Annotated in this window: 19 protein-coding genes and 1 riboswitch; all 19 genes read left to right on the forward strand. The window is 47.3% G+C overall.

The genetic code is table 11. The annotated features are described in order from the left end of the window. The first annotated feature begins 27 nt into the window (after window positions 1-27). The 19 genes from QZ371_RS06995 (at window position 28) to QZ371_RS07085 (ending at window position 21,146) form a co-directional block, all read left to right on the forward strand. Window positions 28-2,361: a penicillin-binding transpeptidase domain-containing protein gene (locus QZ371_RS06995; RefSeq protein ID WP_295211046.1), complete on the forward strand. Its 2,334-nt coding sequence runs from the start codon at window positions 28-30 to the stop codon at window positions 2,359-2,361. Between the two features lie 57 nt (window positions 2,362-2,418). Next, window positions 2,419-3,867, forward strand: a complete 1,449-nt coding sequence (locus QZ371_RS07000; RefSeq protein ID WP_295211047.1) for a UDP-N-acetylmuramoyl-L-alanyl-D-glutamate--2,6-diaminopimelate ligase — start codon at window positions 2,419-2,421, stop codon at window positions 3,865-3,867. Between the two features lie 166 nt (window positions 3,868-4,033). After that, complete coding sequence (gene murF / locus QZ371_RS07005; RefSeq protein WP_295211049.1) at window positions 4,034-5,404, forward strand: UDP-N-acetylmuramoyl-tripeptide--D-alanyl-D-alanine ligase; 1,371 nt, start codon at window positions 4,034-4,036, stop codon at window positions 5,402-5,404. Between the two features lie 13 nt (window positions 5,405-5,417). After that, window positions 5,418-6,461 (forward strand): hypothetical protein, encoded by a 1,044-nt coding sequence (locus QZ371_RS07010; RefSeq protein ID WP_295211051.1) that lies wholly within the window; start codon window positions 5,418-5,420, stop codon window positions 6,459-6,461. Between the two features lie 43 nt (window positions 6,462-6,504). Beyond that, window positions 6,505-7,731 (forward strand): putative peptidoglycan glycosyltransferase FtsW, encoded by a 1,227-nt coding sequence (locus tag QZ371_RS07015; protein WP_295211053.1) that lies wholly within the window; start codon window positions 6,505-6,507, stop codon window positions 7,729-7,731. A 20-nt stretch (window positions 7,732-7,751) separates the two neighbouring features. After that, window positions 7,752-8,879 (forward strand): UDP-N-acetylglucosamine--N-acetylmuramyl-(pentapeptide) pyrophosphoryl-undecaprenol N-acetylglucosamine transferase, encoded by a 1,128-nt coding sequence (locus tag QZ371_RS07020; protein ID WP_295211054.1) that lies wholly within the window; start codon window positions 7,752-7,754, stop codon window positions 8,877-8,879. A 61-nt stretch (window positions 8,880-8,940) separates the two neighbouring features. Further along, the gene (locus QZ371_RS07025; protein ID WP_295211056.1) at window positions 8,941-9,849 is read left to right on the forward strand and encodes a hypothetical protein; all 909 of its coding nucleotides are present in this window, start codon (window positions 8,941-8,943) and stop codon (window positions 9,847-9,849) included. Between the two features lie 86 nt (window positions 9,850-9,935). After that, on the forward strand, window positions 9,936-11,195 hold the full coding sequence (murA, locus tag QZ371_RS07030; RefSeq protein ID WP_295211060.1) for a UDP-N-acetylglucosamine 1-carboxyvinyltransferase: 1,260 nt from the start codon (window positions 9,936-9,938) through the stop codon (window positions 11,193-11,195). Window positions 11,196-11,244: 49 nt separating this feature from the next. Further along, window positions 11,245-12,381 carry an FtsQ-type POTRA domain-containing protein gene (locus tag QZ371_RS07035; RefSeq protein WP_295211062.1) on the forward strand — a complete coding sequence of 379 codons (1,137 nt, stop codon included), beginning with the start codon at window positions 11,245-11,247 and terminating at the stop codon, window positions 12,379-12,381. A 277-nt stretch (window positions 12,382-12,658) separates the two neighbouring features. Continuing rightward, entirely contained in the window at window positions 12,659-13,786 is a 1,128-nt protein-coding gene (ftsZ, locus tag QZ371_RS07040; protein ID WP_295211064.1) for a cell division protein FtsZ, read from the forward strand. Window positions 13,787-14,147: 361 nt separating this feature from the next. Beyond that, complete coding sequence (locus QZ371_RS07045) at window positions 14,148-15,104, forward strand: hypothetical protein (protein WP_295211066.1); 957 nt, start codon at window positions 14,148-14,150, stop codon at window positions 15,102-15,104. Window positions 15,105-15,112: 8 nt separating this feature from the next. Continuing rightward, the gene (locus QZ371_RS07050; RefSeq protein ID WP_295211068.1) at window positions 15,113-15,670 is read left to right on the forward strand and encodes a FumA C-terminus/TtdB family hydratase beta subunit; all 558 of its coding nucleotides are present in this window, start codon (window positions 15,113-15,115) and stop codon (window positions 15,668-15,670) included. 239 nt (window positions 15,671-15,909) lie between these two features. Then, window positions 15,910-16,470: a sigma-70 family RNA polymerase sigma factor gene (locus tag QZ371_RS07055; RefSeq protein ID WP_295211070.1), complete on the forward strand. Its 561-nt coding sequence runs from the start codon at window positions 15,910-15,912 to the stop codon at window positions 16,468-16,470. Between the two features lie 96 nt (window positions 16,471-16,566). Next, entirely contained in the window at window positions 16,567-16,845 is a 279-nt protein-coding gene (locus tag QZ371_RS07060) for a zinc-ribbon domain containing protein (protein ID WP_295211072.1), read from the forward strand. A 237-nt stretch (window positions 16,846-17,082) separates the two neighbouring features. Next, window positions 17,083-17,286: a DUF1858 domain-containing protein gene (locus tag QZ371_RS07065; protein WP_295211075.1), complete on the forward strand. Its 204-nt coding sequence runs from the start codon at window positions 17,083-17,085 to the stop codon at window positions 17,284-17,286. Window positions 17,287-17,402: 116 nt separating this feature from the next. Continuing rightward, window positions 17,403-18,077: a class I SAM-dependent methyltransferase gene (locus QZ371_RS07070; RefSeq protein ID WP_295211077.1), complete on the forward strand. Its 675-nt coding sequence runs from the start codon at window positions 17,403-17,405 to the stop codon at window positions 18,075-18,077. A 132-nt stretch (window positions 18,078-18,209) separates the two neighbouring features. Beyond that, window positions 18,210-18,617 carry a hypothetical protein gene (locus tag QZ371_RS07075; RefSeq protein ID WP_295211079.1) on the forward strand — a complete coding sequence of 136 codons (408 nt, stop codon included), beginning with the start codon at window positions 18,210-18,212 and terminating at the stop codon, window positions 18,615-18,617. Further along, complete coding sequence (locus QZ371_RS07080) at window positions 18,601-19,362, forward strand: Nif3-like dinuclear metal center hexameric protein (protein WP_295211080.1); 762 nt, start codon at window positions 18,601-18,603, stop codon at window positions 19,360-19,362. The genes QZ371_RS07075 and QZ371_RS07080 overlap by 17 nt, the downstream gene beginning before the upstream one ends. A gap of 32 nt (window positions 19,363-19,394) precedes the next feature. Further along, entirely contained in the window at window positions 19,395-21,146 is a 1,752-nt protein-coding gene (locus tag QZ371_RS07085) for an NFACT RNA binding domain-containing protein (protein ID WP_295211082.1), read from the forward strand. A 206-nt stretch (window positions 21,147-21,352) separates the two neighbouring features. Beyond that, window positions 21,353-21,561, forward strand: a riboswitch (cobalamin riboswitch). Window positions 21,562-21,723 lie beyond the last annotated feature (162 nt).

The following is a 21,723-nucleotide window of genomic DNA, read 5'->3' on the forward strand; positions in this document are numbered from 1 at the left end:
CGGCAATATCATTGAAGGGAGATATTTATGACCGACAGACCGACCACACGAATGAAAAGACGTCTGAATATATGGCTCGGCGTGCCTATCGCAGCTATACTTGCGTATACGGTAGTCAACATATTCAACGTGTCGGTGAAGGACAGCAAAAAGTGGCAGTCTCTTGCCAACGCCCAGCAGCTCAAAAGCACGGCTGTTTCGGCTTCAAGAGGCACTATATATGATTCAAACGGAACGGTGCTTTCGCAAAGCTCGACTGTTTACACGGTTTACGCCGATCCGCATATGCTCAAGGAAAGACTTGAAGCGAACGATGCAAAGATAGAAGAACTCAAGGGCTATATCGCAAAAGAGGACGACGCAGCTAAAAAGGCTACTTATCAGACAAGACTTGACAACACAAAGTCTGGGGACGAGTGCCTTGACGAGTTGGTGGAGTTTTTGGCGCTGAACCTTGAGATAGATACATCAACTGTGAGGGAAAAACTCACCAAGACCGATACTCAGTACATAGTGCTGAAAAAAGAGGTCGAGAAAACTGTTTCGTCAAAGATCGAGGATAAGCTCACAGAACTTGGTATCGACGGCATAAGGTGCGACCCGACCACAAAGAGGCTTTATCCGCAAAACACCCTTGCTTCGACTGTTTTGGGTCATACCGATTATGAGGGCAACGGCATTTACGGTCTTGAAGCATATTATGACGATTATCTCAGCGGTATCGACGGAAGGATCATTACTGCGAAGGCTAACGACGGCACGGAGATACCTTACAGATACAAGCAAAGCTATGACGCTCAGGACGGCGACGATCTTAACCTTAATATCGATGCAAATATCCAGTATATCCTCGAGAAAGAGCTTGCGAAAGCCGTTGAGGAGAACAAGCCGACAGACAGAGCTTGCGGCATTATAATGAACCCGAAAACAGGTCAGATATACGCAATGGCGACTTCTGACCCTTACGATCCTAACGAGCCTGCGGCGATATCAGATGAGACCCTTGCGGCAGAGCTTGCAAACCTTGACGAAAATTCAGACGAATATAAGGAGAAACAGCTTGAAGCTTGGTCGCTCCAATGGAAAAACAAGGCTGTTTCCGAAACATATAACCCGGGTTCGGTATTCAAGGTCATCACAGGCGCTTCTGCACTTGAAGAGAAGGCTATCACACTTGACGATACTTTCGGCTGCGGAACGCAGATACAAGTTGAGGATACCACGTTCCATTGCTGGTCTACAAACGACCACGGTTCGCAGAACCTTGCGCAGGCAATGCTCAATTCCTGCAACCCTGTTTTCATTCAGATCGGTATGAAGCTTGGTTCGGAAGAGTTCTGCAAGTATTACAACGCTTTCGGCTTCAACGAGCTTACAGGTATCGACCTGCCGGCGGAATCAAATTCTATCAGTATGCCGCTTAGCAATATGGGTCCTGTACAGCTTGCTTCATCTTCATTCGGTCAGACCAATAAGGTCACGCCGATACAGATGATAACAGCTTATTCAGCAGCGATAAACGGCGGATATCTTGTTACGCCCCACGTTGTTGACAGCATTACAGACCCTAACGGCAACGTTGTGAAAAATTTGGACACAGTTATAAGACGACAGGTGATCTCTGAGGACACCTCCGCTTCTATGAGAGAGATTTTGGAGGGCGATGTTGAGGGTCAGCCAGGTTCAAACTGCTATATCAAGGGCTACAAGATAGGCGGTAAATCGGGTACTTCTCAGAAAATGGACGAGGATATCACAGGTCAGACCTATGTTTCTTCATACTGCGCATTCGCTCCCGCTGACGATCCTGAGATCGTTATGCTTGTAATGGTAGACCACCCGACAGGCGAGAAATTCTACGGAAGCCAAGTTGCAGCGCCTATCTGCGTGAACGTGCTTACAGACGTTTTGCCATATGTGGGAATCTTCCCTGAGTATGACGAGGACGAATTGCAGGATCTTCAGGTATCTGTTCCGAGCGTTCAGTATTACACAGTTGAGGAAGCAACAAAGACCCTTGAGGATCTTGGACTTGAGGTCAAGATAAAGGGCGAGGGCGATACTGTTATCAAGCAGGTGCCTTCCGCTGTTAAGATAGAGCAGGGCGGTTCTGTTGTGCTTTATACAGACAGCGAAACAAAGGAAGAAACTGTTACAGTTCCGTCTCTCCAAGGACTTACAAAGGAGCAGGCAAAGGCAACTCTCGATATGTACGGACTTAATCTGACGGCAGAGGGTTCGGGCTATGAGGAAGAGGGCGCTGTTGCGCAGAGCGATCAAAGCATAAGCGCAGGACAGAGCGTTCCAATGGGAACGGCTGTTACTGTTACGTTCGCCACAACAACAGTCGGCTCGCAATGATAACTCGCAGCTTGAAACTACACATAGCTCGTATGAGATCAAAAAGGAATGATGATTATGAAACTTTATGAAATTATAAAGGGCATTGCAGAGACCTCTCTGCCCGATATGGAAATAAGCGATATCACAAGCGATACAAGAAAGGCTGTCAAGGCAGGCTCGATGTTCGTGTGCATAAAGGGCAACACCTTTGACGGACACGACGCCGCTAAGGATATGATCGCAAAGGGCTGCACAGTTGTGGTCTGCGAAAGAGACTTAGGACTTGACTGTCAGATAATAGTTGACAACACAAGGGAAGCCTTTCCTCTGCTTTGCGCCGCATTTTTCGGCCACCCGGAAAAGGAACTCACTCTTATCGGCGTGACGGGCACGAACGGCAAGACAACTATCACAACAGTTATAAAGAAGGTGCTTTCGTCCTTCGGCTGCAAGGTGGGTCTTATCGGCACTTGTCAGAACGAGATCGGCGACACGGTTTATCCGACTGCAAGAACTACTCCAGAGCCTTACGACCTTTATGAACTTTTCAGAAAAATGGCCGACGAAAAGTGCGACTATGTTGTAATGGAAGCTTCATCTCAGGGCCTTGAACAGAAGAGACTTTCGGGCTGCCATTATAAGGTGGGCATTTTCACAAACCTCACTCAAGATCATTTGGACGTTCACGGAACTATGGAGAATTATTATCAGGCAAAGAAGATCCTCTTCACCATTTCCGATAACGCTATCATCAATATAGACGACGATTACGGCAGAAGATACATAAGCGAGATAAGCTGTCCTGTCAAGACATATTCCTGCTGCACAAAGGCTGATTTCAGAGCGGAGGATATCCTGCTTTCAGCAAGCGGTGTAAAATACGTTTTCTCTGACGGCTTCACAAAGCACAATGTTTCATTCAATATGCCGGGTCTTTTCAACGTTTCAAACTCCCTTGCCGTCATCGCCTGCTGCGAGACGCTGGGCTTCAATGTTGAGAAAACCATCAAAGCCCTTGGCACAATGCAGGGCGTAAGAGGCAGAGCTGAGATCGTGCCAACAGGCAGAGATTTCACCGTCATCTGCGATTATGCTCACACGCCGGACGCACTTGTAAACGTGCTTTCCGCTATCAAGAACAGCGCAAGCGGCAAGGTAAAGTGCCTTTTCGGCTGCGGTGGAAACAGAGACGCTTCAAAGCGAAGCCTTATGGCTGCGGCTGCTGCCGACCACGCAGATTTTCTTATTGTGACTTCCGATAACCCGAGAAATGAAGACCCACAGGATATTATCGACGATGTTCTCGTTGGACTTGAAGGCAAGACAACGCCTTATATCACCATCGTTGACAGGCGTGAAGCTATCCATTGGGCTATCCACCACGCTGAAAAGGACGATATAATCGTGCTGGCAGGTAAAGGTCACGAGGATTATCAGATACTTGCAGGCGGCGTAAAGATTCATTTCGATGAAAGAGAAGTCGTTGCTGACGCTCTTAAAGAGCTTGAAGCTGAGGGAAGATAAACGCATTTGGGTGTAGGGGCGAACAGCGTTCGCCCGTTGATTACCTGCTATTTAAACAGATTGCTGGCAATGGTCGGCTATCGTGATATGATATAAAGATATATATTCAGATACACAAGAAAAGGGAAAGGAGATACCGCCGAGATGTTGGCGGATAAGAATTAAAATGGAAAAATTAAACTTACAGGAGATAATATCGGCGGTTCACGGAAGCTACGGCTATCCTGCTGACGTTGAGATTTCCGATATCTCCACAGACACAAGAACTATCAAGCCCGGTTCTCTTTTCATTGCCCTCAAGGGCGAGAACTTTGACGGACACAATTTCGCCGCAAAGGCTATGGAGCTTGGCGCAGAGGCGGTCGTGACGGAAAGACCTGTTGAGGGCGCAAAGTGCGTTATCGTTGATTCAACCGCAAAGGCGCTTCTTGACTGCGCAGGATATTACAGATCAAAGTTCGGCGTAAAAGTCGTCGGCATAACAGGAAGCGTGGGCAAGACCACCACAAAGGATATGATCGCCCTTGTTGTTTCGCAGAAGTACAAAACGCTTAAAACTCAGGGCAATCACAATAATGAGATCGGTATGCCGCTGACCCTTTTCGGACTTGATAAGAGCTATGAAGCAGCTGTTATTGAAATGGGAATGTCCCACGAGGGCGAGATATCGAGAATGTCGATGTGCTGTCAGCCAGACGTTGCCGTTATCACAAATATCGGCGTTTCACATATCGAAAACCTTGGTTCGCAGGAGAATATACTCAAGGCAAAGCTTGAGATACTTGACGGCGCTTCATACAGCGCTCCTCTCATTCTCAGCCGTGATGATAAGCTGTTGGCAGGGGTGCAGATACATTCCGACAGGAAAATTTACTACTATTCAGTATCAAAAAAGGACTGCGATGTTTATGCCAGCGGTGTTAAGACCGCCGACAACGGCATAACATTTACTATAAACTATGAGGGTGGGAAGATACCAGCAAGGATAAACTGCCTTGGCGAACACAACGTTAAAAACGCTTTGGCGGCGTTCTGCGTTGGTTTGGCACTTGATATCGCTCCCGAGGATATCGTAAAGGGCATTGGCGAGTTCAAGCCCGAGGGACTTAGACAGAACATTACTGTCAAGGACGGCGTTACATATATAGTTGATTGCTACAACGCCGCCCCCGATTCGATGAAAGCGAGCCTTTCCGTGCTTTCGCAGGCGCAGGCAGAGGGCAAGCGCATTTGCGTGCTTGCGGATATGCTCGAGCTTGGCAAGAACGCAAAGACTTATCATAAAAATGTTGGCGAATATGTGCAGGCTTCAAAGGCCGATCTGCTTTACTGCTTCGGCGAAAACTCTCAGATGTACATTGAGGGCGCTGTAAAGAAAGGCTTTAACGCCGATAATTGCAGGCATTTCGACAGCAGGGAAGAGCTTGCAGAAGCTCTTGGTAAGGTCATCGCAAAGGGCGACGCCGTGCTTTTCAAGGGCAGCAGAGGAATGAAACTTGAAGAAGTTTACAACGCTCTGACAAGTTCAGCTGATTAAGAAAGCAGGCAAAATGAGCTGGAGCGTGCAGGCGGTAATAATGGTGTGCGAAATGGTGCTGGGATATTTTCTCGGCAGAGTTTTGATACCCTGTTTCCGCAAGACAAAAACAGGCAAATTCGATATCTATATCGGCGACAGATTTGCGAAAGACGGCTCTGAGCCGAAATTCGGCGGCGTTATTATAATGATGTGCGTTATCATCGGCATTGTTATAGGGCTGATGTTTGACGGCGATACGCAAACGCTGAGCTTTTCCGCCGGCTATTCAAAGCGCATGGCGCTCATATCATTGGGTGCGGTGATAATGCTCACGGCTATCGGCGTTTCGGAAGATTATGTCAAAGAGAAAAAGCTCGGTATCGGAATGAAGCCGATCTATAAGCTTTTGATGGAATATCTCATATGCCTTGGGCTGTGCGTGTGCTTAAAGCCATACGGCGGCGTTTCAACGGCTGTATTGATGCCATTTCACCTTGGCTATATCGAGTTCGGAAAGAGCTTTTATGTGCTGTTTCCGCTGTTTATGACCATTGGCATAAACGCTGTGAAGATTCACGACTGTGCAGGAGGAAGAACCGACACGGGTGTAGACGGACTGTGCGCTGTTACGGCGCTGGTGTTTTCGGCAGGACTTTCAAGCGGCTTTGCGGCGACCTCAAGCGCAGATACGGCACAGCTTTTCGCCGTTGTGACAATGGGTGCGGCGGCAGGATTTCTCTTTTGGGGCTGCGACCCTGCAAAGCTTTATCTCGGCGAGTCGGGAGCTTTGGCGCTGGGAAGTCTTATGACTGTTTCGGTGCTGCTTTCGGGACTTCATTTAGTTTTTATTCTGGCAGGAGCGGCGGCCATTATCGACGGCATTTGTGCCCTTTTGCAGTATGCAGCTTTCAAGACTAGAAAAAAGCTGCTTTTTAAAGGCTATACGCTCCACGAGCACCTTATGAAAAAGGGCTGGGGAGCTTTCAAGATATTAGGAGCTGACGCCGCAGTTTCGGCGTTGGGTTCAGCGGCGGCGATAATGTTTATCGTCTACGCTTCAAAAATTTCAATGTAACGATTTAACGATCGTGCGATTTATTTGTTAGGAGGTTGTTTGTTTGGCTATAAGAGGTCCAAGACGTGAACGGGACGGAAGCATAGTTTATGACAGTCACGTTCCCCTTAAACAACCTGTGGCGCAGGCAAGAAAGAAATTACGATTCAGATTTATTCTGACTGAGATAGATAAGCCGTTGTTCATATTAGTAATGGTGCTGCTCATATTTGGTATCATAATGATGTTCTCGGCAAGCTACGCCTGGGGACTCAGCGAGGAAAACGACGGCTATTACTATGTTAAAAATCAGATGATAGCGGCAGGTATCGGACTTGTTGCGATGTTTGCGATGAGCTATCTCGATTATCACTTTTTCCAAAACACAAAGATCGCCTATGCGGCGTTTTTTGCCACATATGCATTGACGCTTTATACCGCCTTTTTCGGAATAGACGTTGCAGGCGCACGGCGTTGGATACAGATAGGCTCACAAAGCTTCCAGCCGTCGGAGCTTTTGAAAGTTGCGTTTATAATCATTTTCGCCTACATAATGTCGGTTAACTTTCCGAAATTCAAGGACTGGAAATATTGCATAGTGCCTTTTGCGATCATAATGGGCGCTGTTGCGGTGGTGCTGGTGCTGCAAAGGCATATGTCGGCGGTAATGCTTGTGGGAATAATCGGCGTTTCGATGATGTTCATAAGCGGTATGCCGAGAAAGACCTTTTGGAAATTTATCGGCGTGTGCGTGGCGTTCGGCGTGCTTTATCTTATCTACAAAATGACTTCGGGTTCGGGCTTTTCCTATATTTCCGACAGAATACAGAGTTGGAAGAACCCTGAGGCCGACACCAGCGACGCAACTTTCCAGACCTATGAATCGCTGCTTTCTATCGGTTCGGGTGGCTGGTTTGGACTTGGCTTCGGCGAATCAAGACAGAAGTATTACCTGCCTGAATCGCAGAACGACTTTGTTTTCGCTATCATCTGCGAGGAGCTTGGTTTCGTCGGCGCAATGGTGGTGGTTCTGCTGTTCGTGCTGTTTATCATCAGAGGCTTTTATATCGCCTCAAACAGCAAAGATCGCTTCGGAATGCTTCTCGGCGCAGGAATAACTATCCAGATCGGTTCGCAGGCGCTTTTCAATATAATGGTTGCCTGCAACGCTTTCCCGAACACGGGAATATCCCTGCCGTTTTTCAGCTACGGCGGAACTGCGCTGCTTATTCAGCTTGCCGAAATGGGAATACTTCTCAATATTTCACGGCAATGCTCACGAAAAAAATAACTTAAAGAGGTCGATATATTATGTTAAGAGTTTTACTTGCAGGCGGCGGAACAGCAGGACACGTCAATCCTGCCCTTGCCATTGCGGAGATCATAAAGGAACATTATCCCGACGCTGTCATAAGCTTTGCGGGCAATCCCGAAAAGCTTGAGGCAAGGCTTGTGCCAAAGGCAGGATACAAGTTCTATCCTATCAAGATCGAGGGTTTTCAGAGAAAGCCTAACTGGACAAATCTCAAGAGAAATATCCACGCCGCAGGCTGTCTTGCAGCTTCTGGCAGAACGGCAAAGAACATAATAAAGGACTGCAAGCCCGACCTTGTTATCGGAACAGGCGGATATGTTTCCGGCCCTATCGTGAGAAAGGCTGCGAAAATGGGAATAAAGACCGCAGTCCACGAGCAGAACGCTTTTCCGGGTGTAACGAACAAGATACTATCAAAGTCCGCAGACGTTGTAATGCTCACGGTCAAGGAAGCTGAAAAATATCTTCCCGACGCTAAGAACACAGTCGTGACGGGACTTCCTGTCAGAGGTGCTTTCAACACGATGTCAAAGGCTGAGGCGAGAGCACAGCTTGGCTTTGCGGAGGACGAGATATGCGTGCTCTCCACAGGCGGAAGCCTTGGCGCAAGAGTGCTCAACGAGAATATCGCAAAGCTGCTGAAATGGTATCAGGACAACGGCGTAAAAGTCAACCATATCCATTCCTACGGCACTTATCAGGGCTATAAGGACTATCCCGAAAAGCTGAAAGCAATGGGCGTTGACCTTGAGGGCAATAAGCACCTTATCGTAAAGGATTATATAAATATGCCAGTTGCAATGGCGGCGGCTGACCTTGTTATATCAAGGTGCGGTGCGGCCTCGCTGGCGGAGCTTGAAGCAATGGGAAGAGCTTCCGTGCTTATACCTTCGCCAATGGTCGCTGAAAACCACCAGTATTACAACGGAATGGTGCTGCAAAACGCAGGTGCAGGCGTTGTTATCGAGGAAAAAGACCTTACCGACAAGCTTTTCATCGACACAGTAAAAAGCTTCATCGACGACCCGAACAAGCTTCGTGAATGTTCGGAAAACGCCGCAAAGCTTCACGTTGCCGATACCAACGACAGGATATTCAAGGCGCTTGAGCCGCTTCTGAAATAATCCTGTCAGTAGATTTACAAAATAGGAAGATCAATAGACTATCAAGGGGTTAGTATAGAATATGGACAAAAATTACAGGCAGTATAATAAAAGAGCCTCAATGGACAGCATTGAAGTGCCCGACGTGGACAAGATAAAAAAGCTCTCCGATAAAAAGTTCACAGGCAGCGGAATAAATGCCGCCGCCGAGCAGATCTTTAACGGCGAGAAATTCAACAAGCAGGGCGAGTTCGACAGAGCCACAAAGGTCTACGACGACCCCACAGTCCACAAGGAAGAGGAAGCCCCCGAGGACGATTTCATCGCCGACGCAGCGCCAATGCCTGCACAGGCCGCAACAGGCCTCAACAAGGGCGTAAAGGTGGGCGAATCCTACGTCAAGCGTGGCAAGATCGTCAAGTGGATATGCGTTGCGATAGTTATAATCGTGCTTATGGTGTTCTTCTGTCCGCCGTTTTTTTTCAATGATACCGACAAGAGCAAGGTAAGATATGACGACGATGTTTTCAAGACAATGGGAATGACCGACTTTAAGACCTATGCGCTGTCAAATTATTCAGTTTACAACGAAGAGGCGTTCAGCTCTGAGCTAAGCTCAAATTACAGGTTCGCAGATATTGTTTTCAACGTCAAGAACCCAACGCCTTTTGAGATAGAGATACCGCAGTATGAGATATCCCACGTTTCGTCAAGCTATGAAAATGCGGTCTGCTATGCAACTGCTCTGACGACCAACAGCGACGGCGAAGTTATCGGCGACAGTATCCCTGCATTTTCAAGCCAAGAGGTAACAGTAAGGATACTGGTAAACGTAACAGGTATGACAGATCAGACCTTTGACGACTGCGTGACAGGTATGATACTTTCCACCAGCGGAATGAAAAAGAAGATAGGCAAAAATTCTTATCTCCCTTGCCTGCCTGCATTTATGCCTGTTTCAAATGCAACTGAGATATATCTTTCTAAATAAACTAAATAAAGCAAATAAAATTTAAAACTCACAAATTATCATTCTAAAGCATAAGATAAGTCAAAACCGATAAAGGAGCGACGCTTATGCAACGGCTGATAATTCAGGGAGGAAACAGACTGAGCGGTGAGATCAGCGTTCAGGGAGCAAAAAACAGCGCTCTGCCTTTGCTTGCAGGGTGCGTTCTTGTGAAAGGCGAAACGCAGCTACATAATTGTCCTGCGCTTTCGGACGTCTTTGCGGCTTGCAGGATATTGTCCGAACTTGGGTGCAGGTGTGATTACTGCGGCGGAAGGGTGAAAGTTGACGCAAGTGGCCTTGACAAATGCTTTGTGCCCGATGATCTTATGCGTGAAATGCGCTCGTCTATCGTTTTTCTTGGTGCGATACTTGGAAGAACAGGGGAGTGCAGGCTTTCTTTCCCGGGGGGCTGCGAACTTGGCCCACGACCGATAGATATGCACATCTCCGCCCTTGAACAAATGGGCGTGAAGATAAATGAAGAATACGGCGTAATGGATTGCTGCTGCCCGAGAGGGCTTACGGGGGCGAAGATAAATCTTTCCTTCCCATCGGTGGGAGCGACTGAGAACATTATGCTGGCGGCGGTGCTCGCAAAGGGCGATACTATTATATATAACGCCGCAAGAGAGCCTGAGATCGCCGACCTTGCAGGCTTTTTGAATTGCTGCGGCGCAAGGATAAGCGGCGCAGGCACGGGAACTGTTTTTATAAGCGGAGTGAAAGAGCTTCACGGCTGCGAATATTCCGTTATGCCCGACCGTATCGTTGCGGCGACACTTATGAGCGCAGCGGCGGCAACAAAGGGCGAGCTTAGCCTTTTAGGGGCAAGAGCGCAGGATATTCAGGCGGTGATACCTGTTTTCGAGCAAATGGGCTGTCAAGTGTTCTGCTATGACGATAGGATATTCATAAGCGCAAGAAAGCCATTGAAAGCGGTGAAAACTATCCGCACGATGCCTTATCCCGGCTTTCCGACGGACGCACAAGCCATTGTTATGGCGGCGCTTGCGAAAGCTAAAGGCACAAGCGTGATAGTGGAAAATATTTTTGAGAACCGCTATCGCCACGTTGACGAGCTGGTGCGAATGGGCGCAGACATAAAAGCAGAGGGCAAAGTTGCAGTCATCGAAGGGGTGAAAGCCCTTTACGGCGCAAATGTGAGAGCCACAGACCTTCGTGGCGGAGCAGCCCTTGCGGTTGCGGCACTTTCCGCAGAGGGAGAAACGGCGCTGTCGAATGTGCGCTTCATCGACCGTGGATATGAAAGCATTGAGAAAGCTTTTTCACAAATAGGCGGAAATATCAAGCGTGTGAATTATTAGGGATATTAGAATTATAAAGGAAAAGTTAGTAAAGTTAGGAAAGATAAAAATGAATGAGACTTACAAGGGAAATATGGAAACACCGAGAAAAACGGCGGTACGCCGCCGCAAAGCCAATATGCGCAATATCTATGTTGCCTGCGGTTTTCTTGCGGCTGCAATAATGCTCATAATGTGTATGTTCCTGTTTTTCAATGTTTCTGATATAAAGATCGAGGGCGTGACCCTTTATGAGGACGAACAGATCCTCGTTGTGGGCGGCGTTCAGACTGGTCAGAACCTTGTGAGAACTAATACTGATATCGTTGAGCAGCGGCTTAAAAACACCCTCGTTTATATCGACGACGTGAAGGTAACGAAAAAATTCCCTTCGACCCTCGTTATAAGCTGTACAGAGGCGAAAAAAGCCGCCGATATCGAGGATAAGGGCTCATATTATGTAGTATCCACTTCGGGCAAGATACTTGAAGTGAAAAATCCCGATACCACAGGGGATATCCCCGTTGTGAAAGGCTTTGAGCTAAAAAGCAAAGAGCAGGGCGGCGACCTTGAGTCGGAAAACAGTTTCAAGGCTGATATCCTAAAAGAGCTTCTTTCCGACCTTGACGAGCTGGACTTTGAAAATATCGACACTATCGACATAACAACACGTTCGGATATAAAGCTTATGTATGACGGACGTATTGAGATAAAAATGGGCAGTTCAGTTGATATGGAATATAAGCTGACATACCTCAAGTATGTTATCGATAACAGCTTCACAAAGGATTATGAGGGCACGCTTATCTATAACGGCGCCGACAGCGGTATCTCAGCTATCCCGAAAGATCAGACCGAGGATACAACTTCAAGCGCAGTTGACAGCAAGACCGACAGCTCTTCTGACAGCAGCGCAGTCCAAGCTGACACAACAGCCGATGATAACCAGAGCGGCCAGCAATGGACGGCGGACGACACTCAAGGCTATGGCGATAACACGGACAATAACGACTATGCCGATAATACCGACACCACTTGGGGCGATAATAATAACAATAATAATGATAATTATGGCTATACGGGCGACGACGGTTACGGCGATAATGCCGATAACGGAAATTATGGCACAGATCAAGGCTACACTGATAATAACGGCGATTATGACTATGGTTACGGCAATGAAGATCAGACTTACGGCGGTTGGTAAAGTGTAATATACCAATTGTATAGTATAAACAATTATCGCCGTGAAATTAGTCGGTTTATTGATAATTAATAAAAAATTTATAAAGGCTTCATTTAAGTTCTTTACTTTTTGACTAAAGTGTGATAATATAATAATATATCTATTTGTGCGCTTATTCGGAAAGCGCAGAGCTTTTGTGCTCGGGCGTGCTGAGGTGCGCTGTCATTTTATGATTTTAAGCATTGATATGTAAAAATACGGAGAAGTATGAAAATTCGCTTTTAGGAGGAGTTCTATTATGGGTTACGAGTATGTTGAAGAGCCAGTCGTAGGCGCAAAGATCAAGGTCATCGGTGTCGGCGGCGGCGGCGGAAACGCACTTAACTGCATCGCACAGGCAGGCATCGAAGGTAACGTAGAATATATCGCTGTAAATACAGATATCCAGGCTCTCAAGAAGTCTGCTGCAAACAGACAGATCCAGATCGGCGCAAAGCTCACACACGGCCTTGGCGCTGGTGCTAAGCCTGAGATCGGCGAAGCTTCCGCACAGGAAAGCAAGGAGGAGATCTCCGAGGCTATCGCTGACGCTGATATGGTATTCATCACAGCAGGTATGGGCGGCGGAACAGGTACAGGCGCAGCTCCTGTCGTTGCTGAGATCGCTCAGTCACTCGATAAGCTCACTATCGCTGTTGTTACAAAGCCTTTCAGATTTGAGGGCGCAAAGAAGATGGAGAGAGCTGAAAAGGGTATCGAAGCACTTATCCAGCACGTTGACGCACTTATCGTTATCCCTAACCAGAACCTTATCACAAACGAGATGAGACTGACTATGAAGCAGTCCTACGCTATCGCAGATGAGGTGCTCAAGACTGACGTTATCGCTATCGCTGAGATCATCACAAGACACGATGAGATCAACGTTGACTTCGCTGACGTTACAACTATCCTCAAGGGCGCAGGCAGAGCGCATATCGCTATCGGCCACGGCGAGGGCAAGGATAAGGTACAGGATATCGTTAGCCAGGTCATCGCTTCTGACCTCCTCGAGACTTCTATCAAGGGCGCAAGAAGACTTATCGTTAACGTTACAATGAGCGAGGATCTCCTTATCAGCGATATGGACGAGCTTACAGGCGCAATTGCTGACGCTGCTGACGACGGTGCAGAGATCATCTTCGGCAACGGCACAAATCCTGACGCTAAGGATACAATGGACGTTACAGTTATCGCTGCTGACTTCGTTGACAGAGACGACGCTGCACAGGCTGCTCCAAAGACGGCAACAACATATACTGCAAATTTTACTAAGCCTGCCGACGACGCTAAGGCTGACGCTGAGGCAATGCACAAGGCAGGAGTTAAGGCTGCTGACAACCCGAATTATTACGACGATATCTTCAATATCTTCAAGAACAAGTAATTCGGCGCTTTGCGGCAGGATATAACAGAATAACTCAAAGGCGAGCATAGATTGTTCGCCTTTTGTTGCTCTTTATGAGAAAACGTTTACGAAAGTCAAATATCTAATTCATACCGAAATGGTAGCTGAGAATTCGGAAAGATTTCAAAAAGCAGAAAAAGTTTCGTAAAAGCACTTGAAATTTGCCGCAATATTTGCTATAATTACTTTATGGGGAACAGATAATTAAGACAAATTGTATAAATTTCAGCGGCATATTTGTATGGAATAATGAAATTATTGAAAACGTCTTAAATCTGTTGAAAAATTACTAATTTTATAGTATAATAAATATAATCACGAAATTGTGGAGGGATTTGAAATGGCTAGTAATGGTTATTTAAGAACAGTAAGAGTCGGCGGATTCGATAAGCAGGACGTTCTTGCTTACGTTGACGACCTTACTTCTAAAATTTATACTCTTGAAGCTCAGGTAAACGATCAGAATGAAACTATCGAACGTCTCGAAAAGCAGGGCGGCGCTCAGCAGAAGGACTTCGAGGGCAAAAAGGAACTTGAGAAGAAAGTAGAAGAAGCTAAGAATAAGATCGCAGAGCTTATGGCTAATACTGATACGATGAAAGTTCGTATCGCTGACTATGAGCAGCAGGTAACTGAGAAGGACGCCGAGATCGAAAAGCAGAAGCAGGAGATCGAGGAGCTCAAGGATAAGCTTGAGACAGCTGAGGCTAACGCAGGCACAGCTACGCCAAGCTTTGACCTTGGAAGCGTGTTCATCGAGGCTCAGAATACTGCTAATAAGGTGGTTCAGGAAGCTAAGAAGGCTGCAAAGCAGATGGAAGACGAAGCTAAGCAGCTTCAGGATCAGGTTCTTGCTGACGCTAACGCACAGGCTCAGAAGCTTGTTACAAATGCTCAGACTGAGGCTGATACAACTCTTCAGACTGCAAAGGCTAGTGCCGACGCTATGACAGCTGCTGCTAAGCAGGAAGCTGAAGCAGTTACAAGCGCCGCAAACAAGCAGGCTGCTGATGTAACATCTAAGGCAAATGCTGAGGCTGCTGACGTTACATCTAAGGCTAACGCAGAGGCTCAGAAGGTAGTAAGCGACGCTAAGTCTGAGGCTAAGAATATCAGAGCACAGTCCGCTGACCTCAGAGAGTCGGTTAAGACACAGTTCTCAACTCTCAGCGATACAGTTCAGCAACTCGTTACTTCACTTAACGATCTCTATGGCAACAGCATCGGCGCAGTAAACACAGCAAGAGACCTTATCGACGACGGCCTTGCTCTTGTTTCTGACGACGACGAGGAATAATCCGCTGTATGTCCGAAATAAAAAAAGTACGTTCCGAAGAGCTCAAAGCGAGAAGCGCTGAGTTCAAATGCGGCGATAAGATATTGCTCACGGGTACTGTCTATACTGCAAGGGACGCCGCTCACAAAAGGTTCAATGCGCTGCTCGACGAGGGGAAGGAGCTTCCGTTACCTCTCGAAAATGCGGTGATATACTATGCAGGCCCTACTCCTGCACCCGAGGGAAAGCCTATCGGCTCTTGTGGTCCCACCACATCGGGCAGAATGGACAGGTTCGCTCCAAGGCTGCTTGATCTGGGGCTGGGCGGAATGATCGGCAAGGGCGAACGTTCACAGGAAGTGCGTGACGCTGTTAAACGTAATGGCGCTGTGTATCTCTGTGCCGTTGGCGGAGCCGGTGCACTGGCTTGCAATTGCATAAAGTCCTGCGAGGTCATAGCCTTTGAGGAGCTCGGCTGCGAGTCGGTCAAGAAACTCTACGTTGAAGACTTTCCGCTGGTCGTTGCTGACGACTGCTTCGGCGGTGATATTTTCAGCAGCGGCAGAGCAGAATATTGCAGAGTATAGTCGCAAAACCTTTGCACAAAAGAATTTCAGTCAGTCGTGTTTATTCGACACGGCTGGCTTTTTTGTTTGTTATAAGTCACAAGAAAGCTTTCACAAAACTGTGGTTTGTTACAAAAATTTGAATGAGATGTGAGAGATTTCGGATTTTCCCTTGACTTTGGTGGGGAAAAATGTTATGATAACAGTACGCAGTTGCGGTGCGATTGCGTGCAAATTGTACGATTAGGCGGCGGTATCTTTTGGAAAACAATTGGCAGGGCTTGCTTAAACAGCTCTCTGACGAGCAGCTTGTGCGTAATGCTGAAAACGACAAGGCTGCGGTGGGCGAGCTGATCGCAAGGTATATCTGCACGGTTGAGTTTCTGGCGAAAAGGTACGGTTCGGAGGTTCGGGAAGATCTCGTGCAGGAAGGACTTATGGGGCTTTTGAGCGCCGTGAGGACTTATCGTGCGGAGGAAAACGTGAAGTTTTCGACGTATGCCACTAAATGTATAAAAAACAAGATCATTTCTTCCGTGGGGAAAAATGCGCTATTGTCTGACGGTGATGAGGCTGACCTTGAGGAGATATTGGGCAGCGGGGGTGATATCCCCGAGGATATCGTGCTTGAGCGAGAAGAGATGAACGAGCTTTATGAAAAGATCACTTCGGCGTTGTCTGAGCAGGAGTGGCAGATATTTCAATTGTTTTTAACTGGTATGTCTTATAATCAGATAGCATTAAACTTGGGGAGCACGGCAAAGTCGGTCAACAATGCGATGCAGAGGGTTAGGCGCAAATTAAAATCACTATTGAGATAAGGGAATATGGCCATATAGCTTAAAGCAGAGCGTTGTTTATCAAAGGTGTCGGTGCGAGTCCGGCTGGGCACAATTTTAATGTAACGAGGTAAGATTATGTACGAAGACAAGACATTAGTATGCAAGGAGTGCGGAAACGAGTTCACTTTCACAGCAGGCGAGCAGGAGTTCTATGCTGAGAAAGGTTTTGTAAACGAGCCCCAGAGATGTAAGGCTTGCAGAGATGCAAGAAAGGCAGCGACAAAGTCTGAGAGACAGACATACACAGCGACCTGTGCAGCTTGCGGCAGAGAGGCTGTAATACCTTTCAAGCCAAGAGAAGACAGACCTGTATATTGCAGCGAGTGTTTCGCTAAGATGAAGGAGCAGGGCTAATATAATTTCTGCATATATGAGCTGCCAAGATGTTGGTAGCTCTTCTTTTTTGTTCGAGGATATCATTCCCTACATATGCTTAAATGCGCAATTTTAATGTAGGGGCGAACATTGTTTGCCCGCAGTCCAGCCCTATGCGAATTAAAAAAAGGTCTTGCTTTTTTTTAGAGAATTGGTTATAATATAAGAGGTGTAGTGTGCACCAAAATCGTATATAATCGAACAGGAGGAATAAAAATGGCATTTACAGTAACTAAGGATACGATCATCGGCGATATAATGGACGCCGACGAGAATACAGCACCATACTTTATGGAAATGGGTATGCATTGCCTTTTCTGCCCCTCTTCAAGAGGCGAAACACTCGAGGAGGCTTGCGCTGTACACGGCGTTAGCGTTGACGATATGATCGCTAAGCTCAACGCTCATTTCGCAGGCTAATAACCACATAAGATATTCCGCCGAGTTTCCGTATGTGGAATTTCGGCGGTTTTCTTGTATGTTTGTATGTTTGTACATTTGTATATTTTTATATACTCTTTATGGAGGTTCACCTATTGGATAAAAGACTTCTGACCTGTGCGAAACTCTGCACGGGGGATTTTGTATGTGACGTGGGGACAGATCACGGATATCTGCCCTGCTTTATGATAAAGGAAAATATGTGTAAAAAAGCCCTCGCCTGCGACGTCGCCCCTATGCCGCTGAGATCGGCGGAGGAGCATATCCGCCGTGAAGGCCTTTCAGACCGCATTGAAACTGTGCTCTCCGACGGCCTCGATAACGTCCCCGAGCAAGGCATAACCGACGTCGTTATGGCAGGTATGGGCGGCGAGCTTATCTCAAAGCTGCTCGATAAATGTCCGTGGGTAAAAAATAAGGACAACGCCGTAAACCTCGTCTTGCAGCCAATGACTAAGTGGGATACACTCAGAAAATGGCTCTACGATAACGGCTTTGAGGTCAAAAATGAGCTTGCCTGCACAGAGGGGCAGTTCGCCTATTCCGTTATGCAGGTGGAGTTTATCGGCAAAACACCGACCTATGACTGCGACGACCGATATCTCCAGTTCGGCTTCGTCAAGTCCGAGGGAGAGGGCAGAGACTACATAGCAAGACAGGCAAAGCGCCTTATCTCCGCAGGCAGCGGAATGATGAAGTCTGAGGATAAAAAGGAACTTGGGGAAAGGCTCTGCGCCCTTGCGAAAAAAGAACTTGAAGGGCTGAAATAATAAGAACAACAAATAAAGAATAAAAATAGGGGTGCAAATATAAATATGAAATTTCTGAAAGCTTTGGGCATTGGCATAGCCGTGCAAATTTCCGTGTTGATATTTTCGTTGTTGCTGATATTGGCGTTTTGTATGGCAAGTCCCAGCATCGCAAGCATAGTATTGAGCGGCTTTATAACCTTTGGTGCGTATATAGCGGTGTATTTCAATTTCAAAAAGCTGAACGTCGGCAAAGCCTTTTATTGGCTCAGCTTTGCGTTTATTCCGCTTGCTTTGCATACCATTGTAATGGTCTTGGTCTATAACCATTGCGAAAAAGATACGTCAGGGGCTTGGGTCGATGGCACAAGGTTGCCTTCATTCAATTTCTTGCCTTATGCCGCAATGCTACCTGCATTGGTGGTTCTCATAGTGGGAGCACTTATGACAGGCCTTTATGAATTCCTCGATGCAGTCATCAAGGACAGAAATATCCCAAACAGCACACAAAGCACTTCAGATACTCAAAAAGGAGCTGACAAAAATGATGACAGTTTATGATATTTACAGTTTTATAGAGGATATCGCACCATATCGCTTGCAGGAGGGCTATGACAACAGCGGTCTTAACGTTGGCGAAATGTCCGCAGAGGTCAAAAGCGTCCTCGTGGCGCTGGATTGCACCGCAGAGGTGGCAAGAGAAGCCTGTCAGCGTGATTTTGACCTTGTTTTGACCCACCACCCAGTTATTTTCAGAGGGCTGAAAACTCTATCTCCAAACGACCCGGCCGTCATTCTTGCGGCTGGTGGCAAGAACGCAATTTCAATGCACACCAATTTCGATTCGGCAGAGGGCGGAATGAATGACGTGCTTTGCAAAATGCTGGGGCTTTCACCTAGCGGCTCTCTCCACGAGGAGCACGGTGTTGGCTGTGGATATGTCTGCGACTGCAAAGGCTTCAACGTACGTGAGCTTGCCCAAAGAGCAAAGGACGTGCTTGGCTGCAAAGTCGTCCGCTTCAATGACCACCAGCGTGAGGTCACAAGAGCAGCGGTCTGCTCGGGCTCAGGGGGATCGTTCCTTTCAGACGCTGCCGCCAAGGGCTGCCAAGTGCTCATAACTGGCGACGTCAAACACGATGTTTTCATCGACGGCGAAAATATGGGCGTGTCTATAATCGACGCAGGGCATTTCTATACCGAAAACATCTTCTGCGATTTCATCACTGAGCTGCTGAGAAAGAATTTCAGCGGACTGCGTGTGGAGACCGCCGCAAGCAACAGGGATATAGTTGATATAATTTGATCTAGTAGAATATAAAAAAGCAGGTAAGTAAAATGGCATTGGACGGAATTTATCTGAGCTTGCTCAGAAAAGAATTTACCCCTCTTATCGACGGCAGGGTGGATAAGATACACCAGCCCTCGAGAGAGGAAATAATAATGACTATCCGCACCCGTGAGGGCGCTCAGCGGCTTATGTTCAGCACAGGCGCAGGCTCGGCGAGAGTTCACATCACCACGGCGGATATCGAGAACCCTAAGACCCCACCGATGTTCTGTATGCTTATGAGAAAGCACCTTTCAGGCGGCAGGCTCACGGGCATAAGGCAGGACGGCTTTGAGCGTATACTCTTTTTCGACTTTGAAGCCACCAACGAAATGGGCGATAGGGTAAAGCTCACCCTTGCGGCGGAGATTATGGGCAGGCGCTCAAATCTCATTCTTTTCCGTGAGGACGGCAGGATAATCGACAGCATAAAGCGTGTGGGACAGGAAATGTCCTCGGTGCGAATGGTGCTGCCGGGGATGGCGTATGCCCTGCCGCCGAGAGAAGAGCGGCTGAACCTTATGGACTGCACAAAGGAAGAGCTTCTTGAGAAAATCGCCGAAAACTCCACGGCGGAGCTTTCAAAGGCGATAATGAAGAGCCTTGAGGGAATTTCCCCTGTTTTCGCAAGGGAAGCGGTGTTCTTTGCCGCAAGGGGCGCTGATATCACCGCCCAGCAGCTTTGCGGCGATACTGCCGACAGACTTTGGTTTTATTTCTCCAAAGTCCGTGACAGCATAAAAAGCGGTGAAAATGTCTATACTGTCCTAAAGACCAAAGAGGGCAATCTCAAAGACTTCTGCTTCTGCGATATCACCCAGTACGGCGCACTTATGGTGACAAAGGCATTCGAGTCACCCAGCGTGCTGCTTGATTATTTCTATGCGGAAAGGGACTCTCTTTCGAGGATAAAGCAGAAAGCCAACGACCTTTTCAAGCTTCTTGTGAACACCACCGAGCGTACTCAGCGCCGTGTCCAGAACCAGCGTGAAGAGCTAAAAGAGTGCGCAGACCGTGAAAAATTCAAGGTCTATGGCGATCTTATAATGGCGAATATGTATTCACTCGAAAAGGGTATGGCATACGCCGAGGTGCAGGATTTCTATGACGAAAACTGCCCGACGGTGAAGATCCCCATTGATAAAAGGCTCACGCCAACGCAGAATGCGCAGAAGTATTACAAAGAGTACCGCAAGCTTGACACAGCCGAGAAAAAGCTCACAGAGCTTATAAAAGAGGGCGAGGAAGAGGAAAAGTATCTTGATTCGGTTTTCGATTCGCTCACAAGGGCGCAGACCGAGGGTGATATCGCCGAGCTTCGTGAAGAGCTTTTCCAGCAGGGCTATGCAAAGCGCTCAAAGCTCAAAGGCAAGCCGCCAAAGGCTCTTCCGCCGATAAGATACCGCTCTTCTGACGGCTATGAGATAAGGGTAGGAAGGAACAACAAGCAGAACGACCGCCTAACCTGCAAAGAGGCTGAAAAGACCGACTTGTGGCTCCACGTCAAGGATATCACAGGCAGCCACGTTATCGTCACCTGCGACGGCACAATGCCCCCCGACAGAACTATCGAAGAGGCCGCAAATATCGCCGCCTGCAATTCAAAGGGCAAAGGCTCCTCACGAGTTGACGTTGACTATACCTTTATAAAAAACGTCAAGAAGCCAAACGGTTCAAAGCCGGGTATGGTCATATTCACAAACAATTACACCATAACAGTAAAGCCCGACAGCGAGCTTGAAGAGAGATTGAGGGTATAGCATATAGTTTCAAACTATCACAAACGAAGTTTTAAGCTATGCTGTTGTGCAAAAATGATAAAATGGCAATGTGTGAGGACTTAACTTGTGAAAAAATATCTCTTGAATAATCCATAGCATTATGCTATAATAAATACGGCGCAGAATGAAGTATGATCTTGCGCCATAAAATCAAATAATGTGTTTGTAGGGAAATACAGTTTGAAAAGTTGTTAGCTGAGTAAAGCGGAGAAAAACTCCGTCAGGGAAGCAGGTTTGAATCCTGCACAACCGCCATTACTGTGTTTGATGATCGAAAGCGAAGCGGAAAGTCCGCAGCCATTGGACGGGTAAAATCGTCTGAGAAGGCGCTTTTGTGGGAACGATATAGTTTCAGTCATAAGTCAGGATATCTGCTGTATTTTCAGACAGTCGGGATAGTTCCCCGACCGTTGTTGGTTCAACATATCTTGGGCGATGAAGAATGCGATCAATTATGAGCTTGTGGGCGCTGCATTTTTCGTGCAGGGTCTGTTAAGTCGTGTATAGTTTGATCTGGCTTTTTCGTGTTCGCTTTGTATTTTGTATGTGGATACGG

Source organism: Ruminococcus sp. (assembly GCF_019423705.1).
Classification (GTDB): domain Bacteria; phylum Bacillota; class Clostridia; order Oscillospirales; family Ruminococcaceae; genus Hominimerdicola.

Excerpts from the sequence above, each read along its gene's own strand:
- QZ371_RS07025 (WP_295211056.1), top strand. The coding sequence starts at position 8,941 with ATGGACAAAAATTACAGGCAGTATAATAAAAGAGCCTCAATGGACAGC.
- QZ371_RS06995 (WP_295211046.1), top strand. The coding sequence starts at position 28 with ATGACCGACAGACCGACCACACGAATGAAAAGACGTCTGAATATATGG.
- QZ371_RS07060 (WP_295211072.1), top strand. The coding sequence starts at position 16,567 with ATGTACGAAGACAAGACATTAGTATGCAAGGAGTGCGGAAACGAGTTC.
- murA (WP_295211060.1), top strand. The coding sequence starts at position 9,936 with ATGCAACGGCTGATAATTCAGGGAGGAAACAGACTGAGCGGTGAGATC.
- ftsZ (WP_295211064.1), top strand. The coding sequence starts at position 12,659 with ATGGGTTACGAGTATGTTGAAGAGCCAGTCGTAGGCGCAAAGATCAAG.
- QZ371_RS07035 (WP_295211062.1), top strand. The coding sequence starts at position 11,245 with ATGAATGAGACTTACAAGGGAAATATGGAAACACCGAGAAAAACGGCG.
- QZ371_RS07020 (WP_295211054.1), top strand. The coding sequence starts at position 7,752 with ATGTTAAGAGTTTTACTTGCAGGCGGCGGAACAGCAGGACACGTCAAT.
- QZ371_RS07065 (WP_295211075.1), top strand. The coding sequence starts at position 17,083 with ATGGCATTTACAGTAACTAAGGATACGATCATCGGCGATATAATGGAC.
- QZ371_RS07050 (WP_295211068.1), top strand. The coding sequence starts at position 15,113 with ATGTCCGAAATAAAAAAAGTACGTTCCGAAGAGCTCAAAGCGAGAAGC.
- murF (WP_295211049.1), top strand. The coding sequence starts at position 4,034 with ATGGAAAAATTAAACTTACAGGAGATAATATCGGCGGTTCACGGAAGC.
- QZ371_RS07075 (WP_295211079.1), top strand. The coding sequence starts at position 18,210 with ATGGCAAGTCCCAGCATCGCAAGCATAGTATTGAGCGGCTTTATAACC.
- QZ371_RS07010 (WP_295211051.1), top strand. The coding sequence starts at position 5,418 with ATGAGCTGGAGCGTGCAGGCGGTAATAATGGTGTGCGAAATGGTGCTG.
- QZ371_RS07000 (WP_295211047.1), top strand. The coding sequence starts at position 2,419 with ATGAAACTTTATGAAATTATAAAGGGCATTGCAGAGACCTCTCTGCCC.
- QZ371_RS07080 (WP_295211080.1), top strand. The coding sequence starts at position 18,601 with ATGATGACAGTTTATGATATTTACAGTTTTATAGAGGATATCGCACCA.
- QZ371_RS07085 (WP_295211082.1), top strand. The coding sequence starts at position 19,395 with ATGGCATTGGACGGAATTTATCTGAGCTTGCTCAGAAAAGAATTTACC.
- QZ371_RS07045 (WP_295211066.1), top strand. The coding sequence starts at position 14,148 with ATGGCTAGTAATGGTTATTTAAGAACAGTAAGAGTCGGCGGATTCGAT.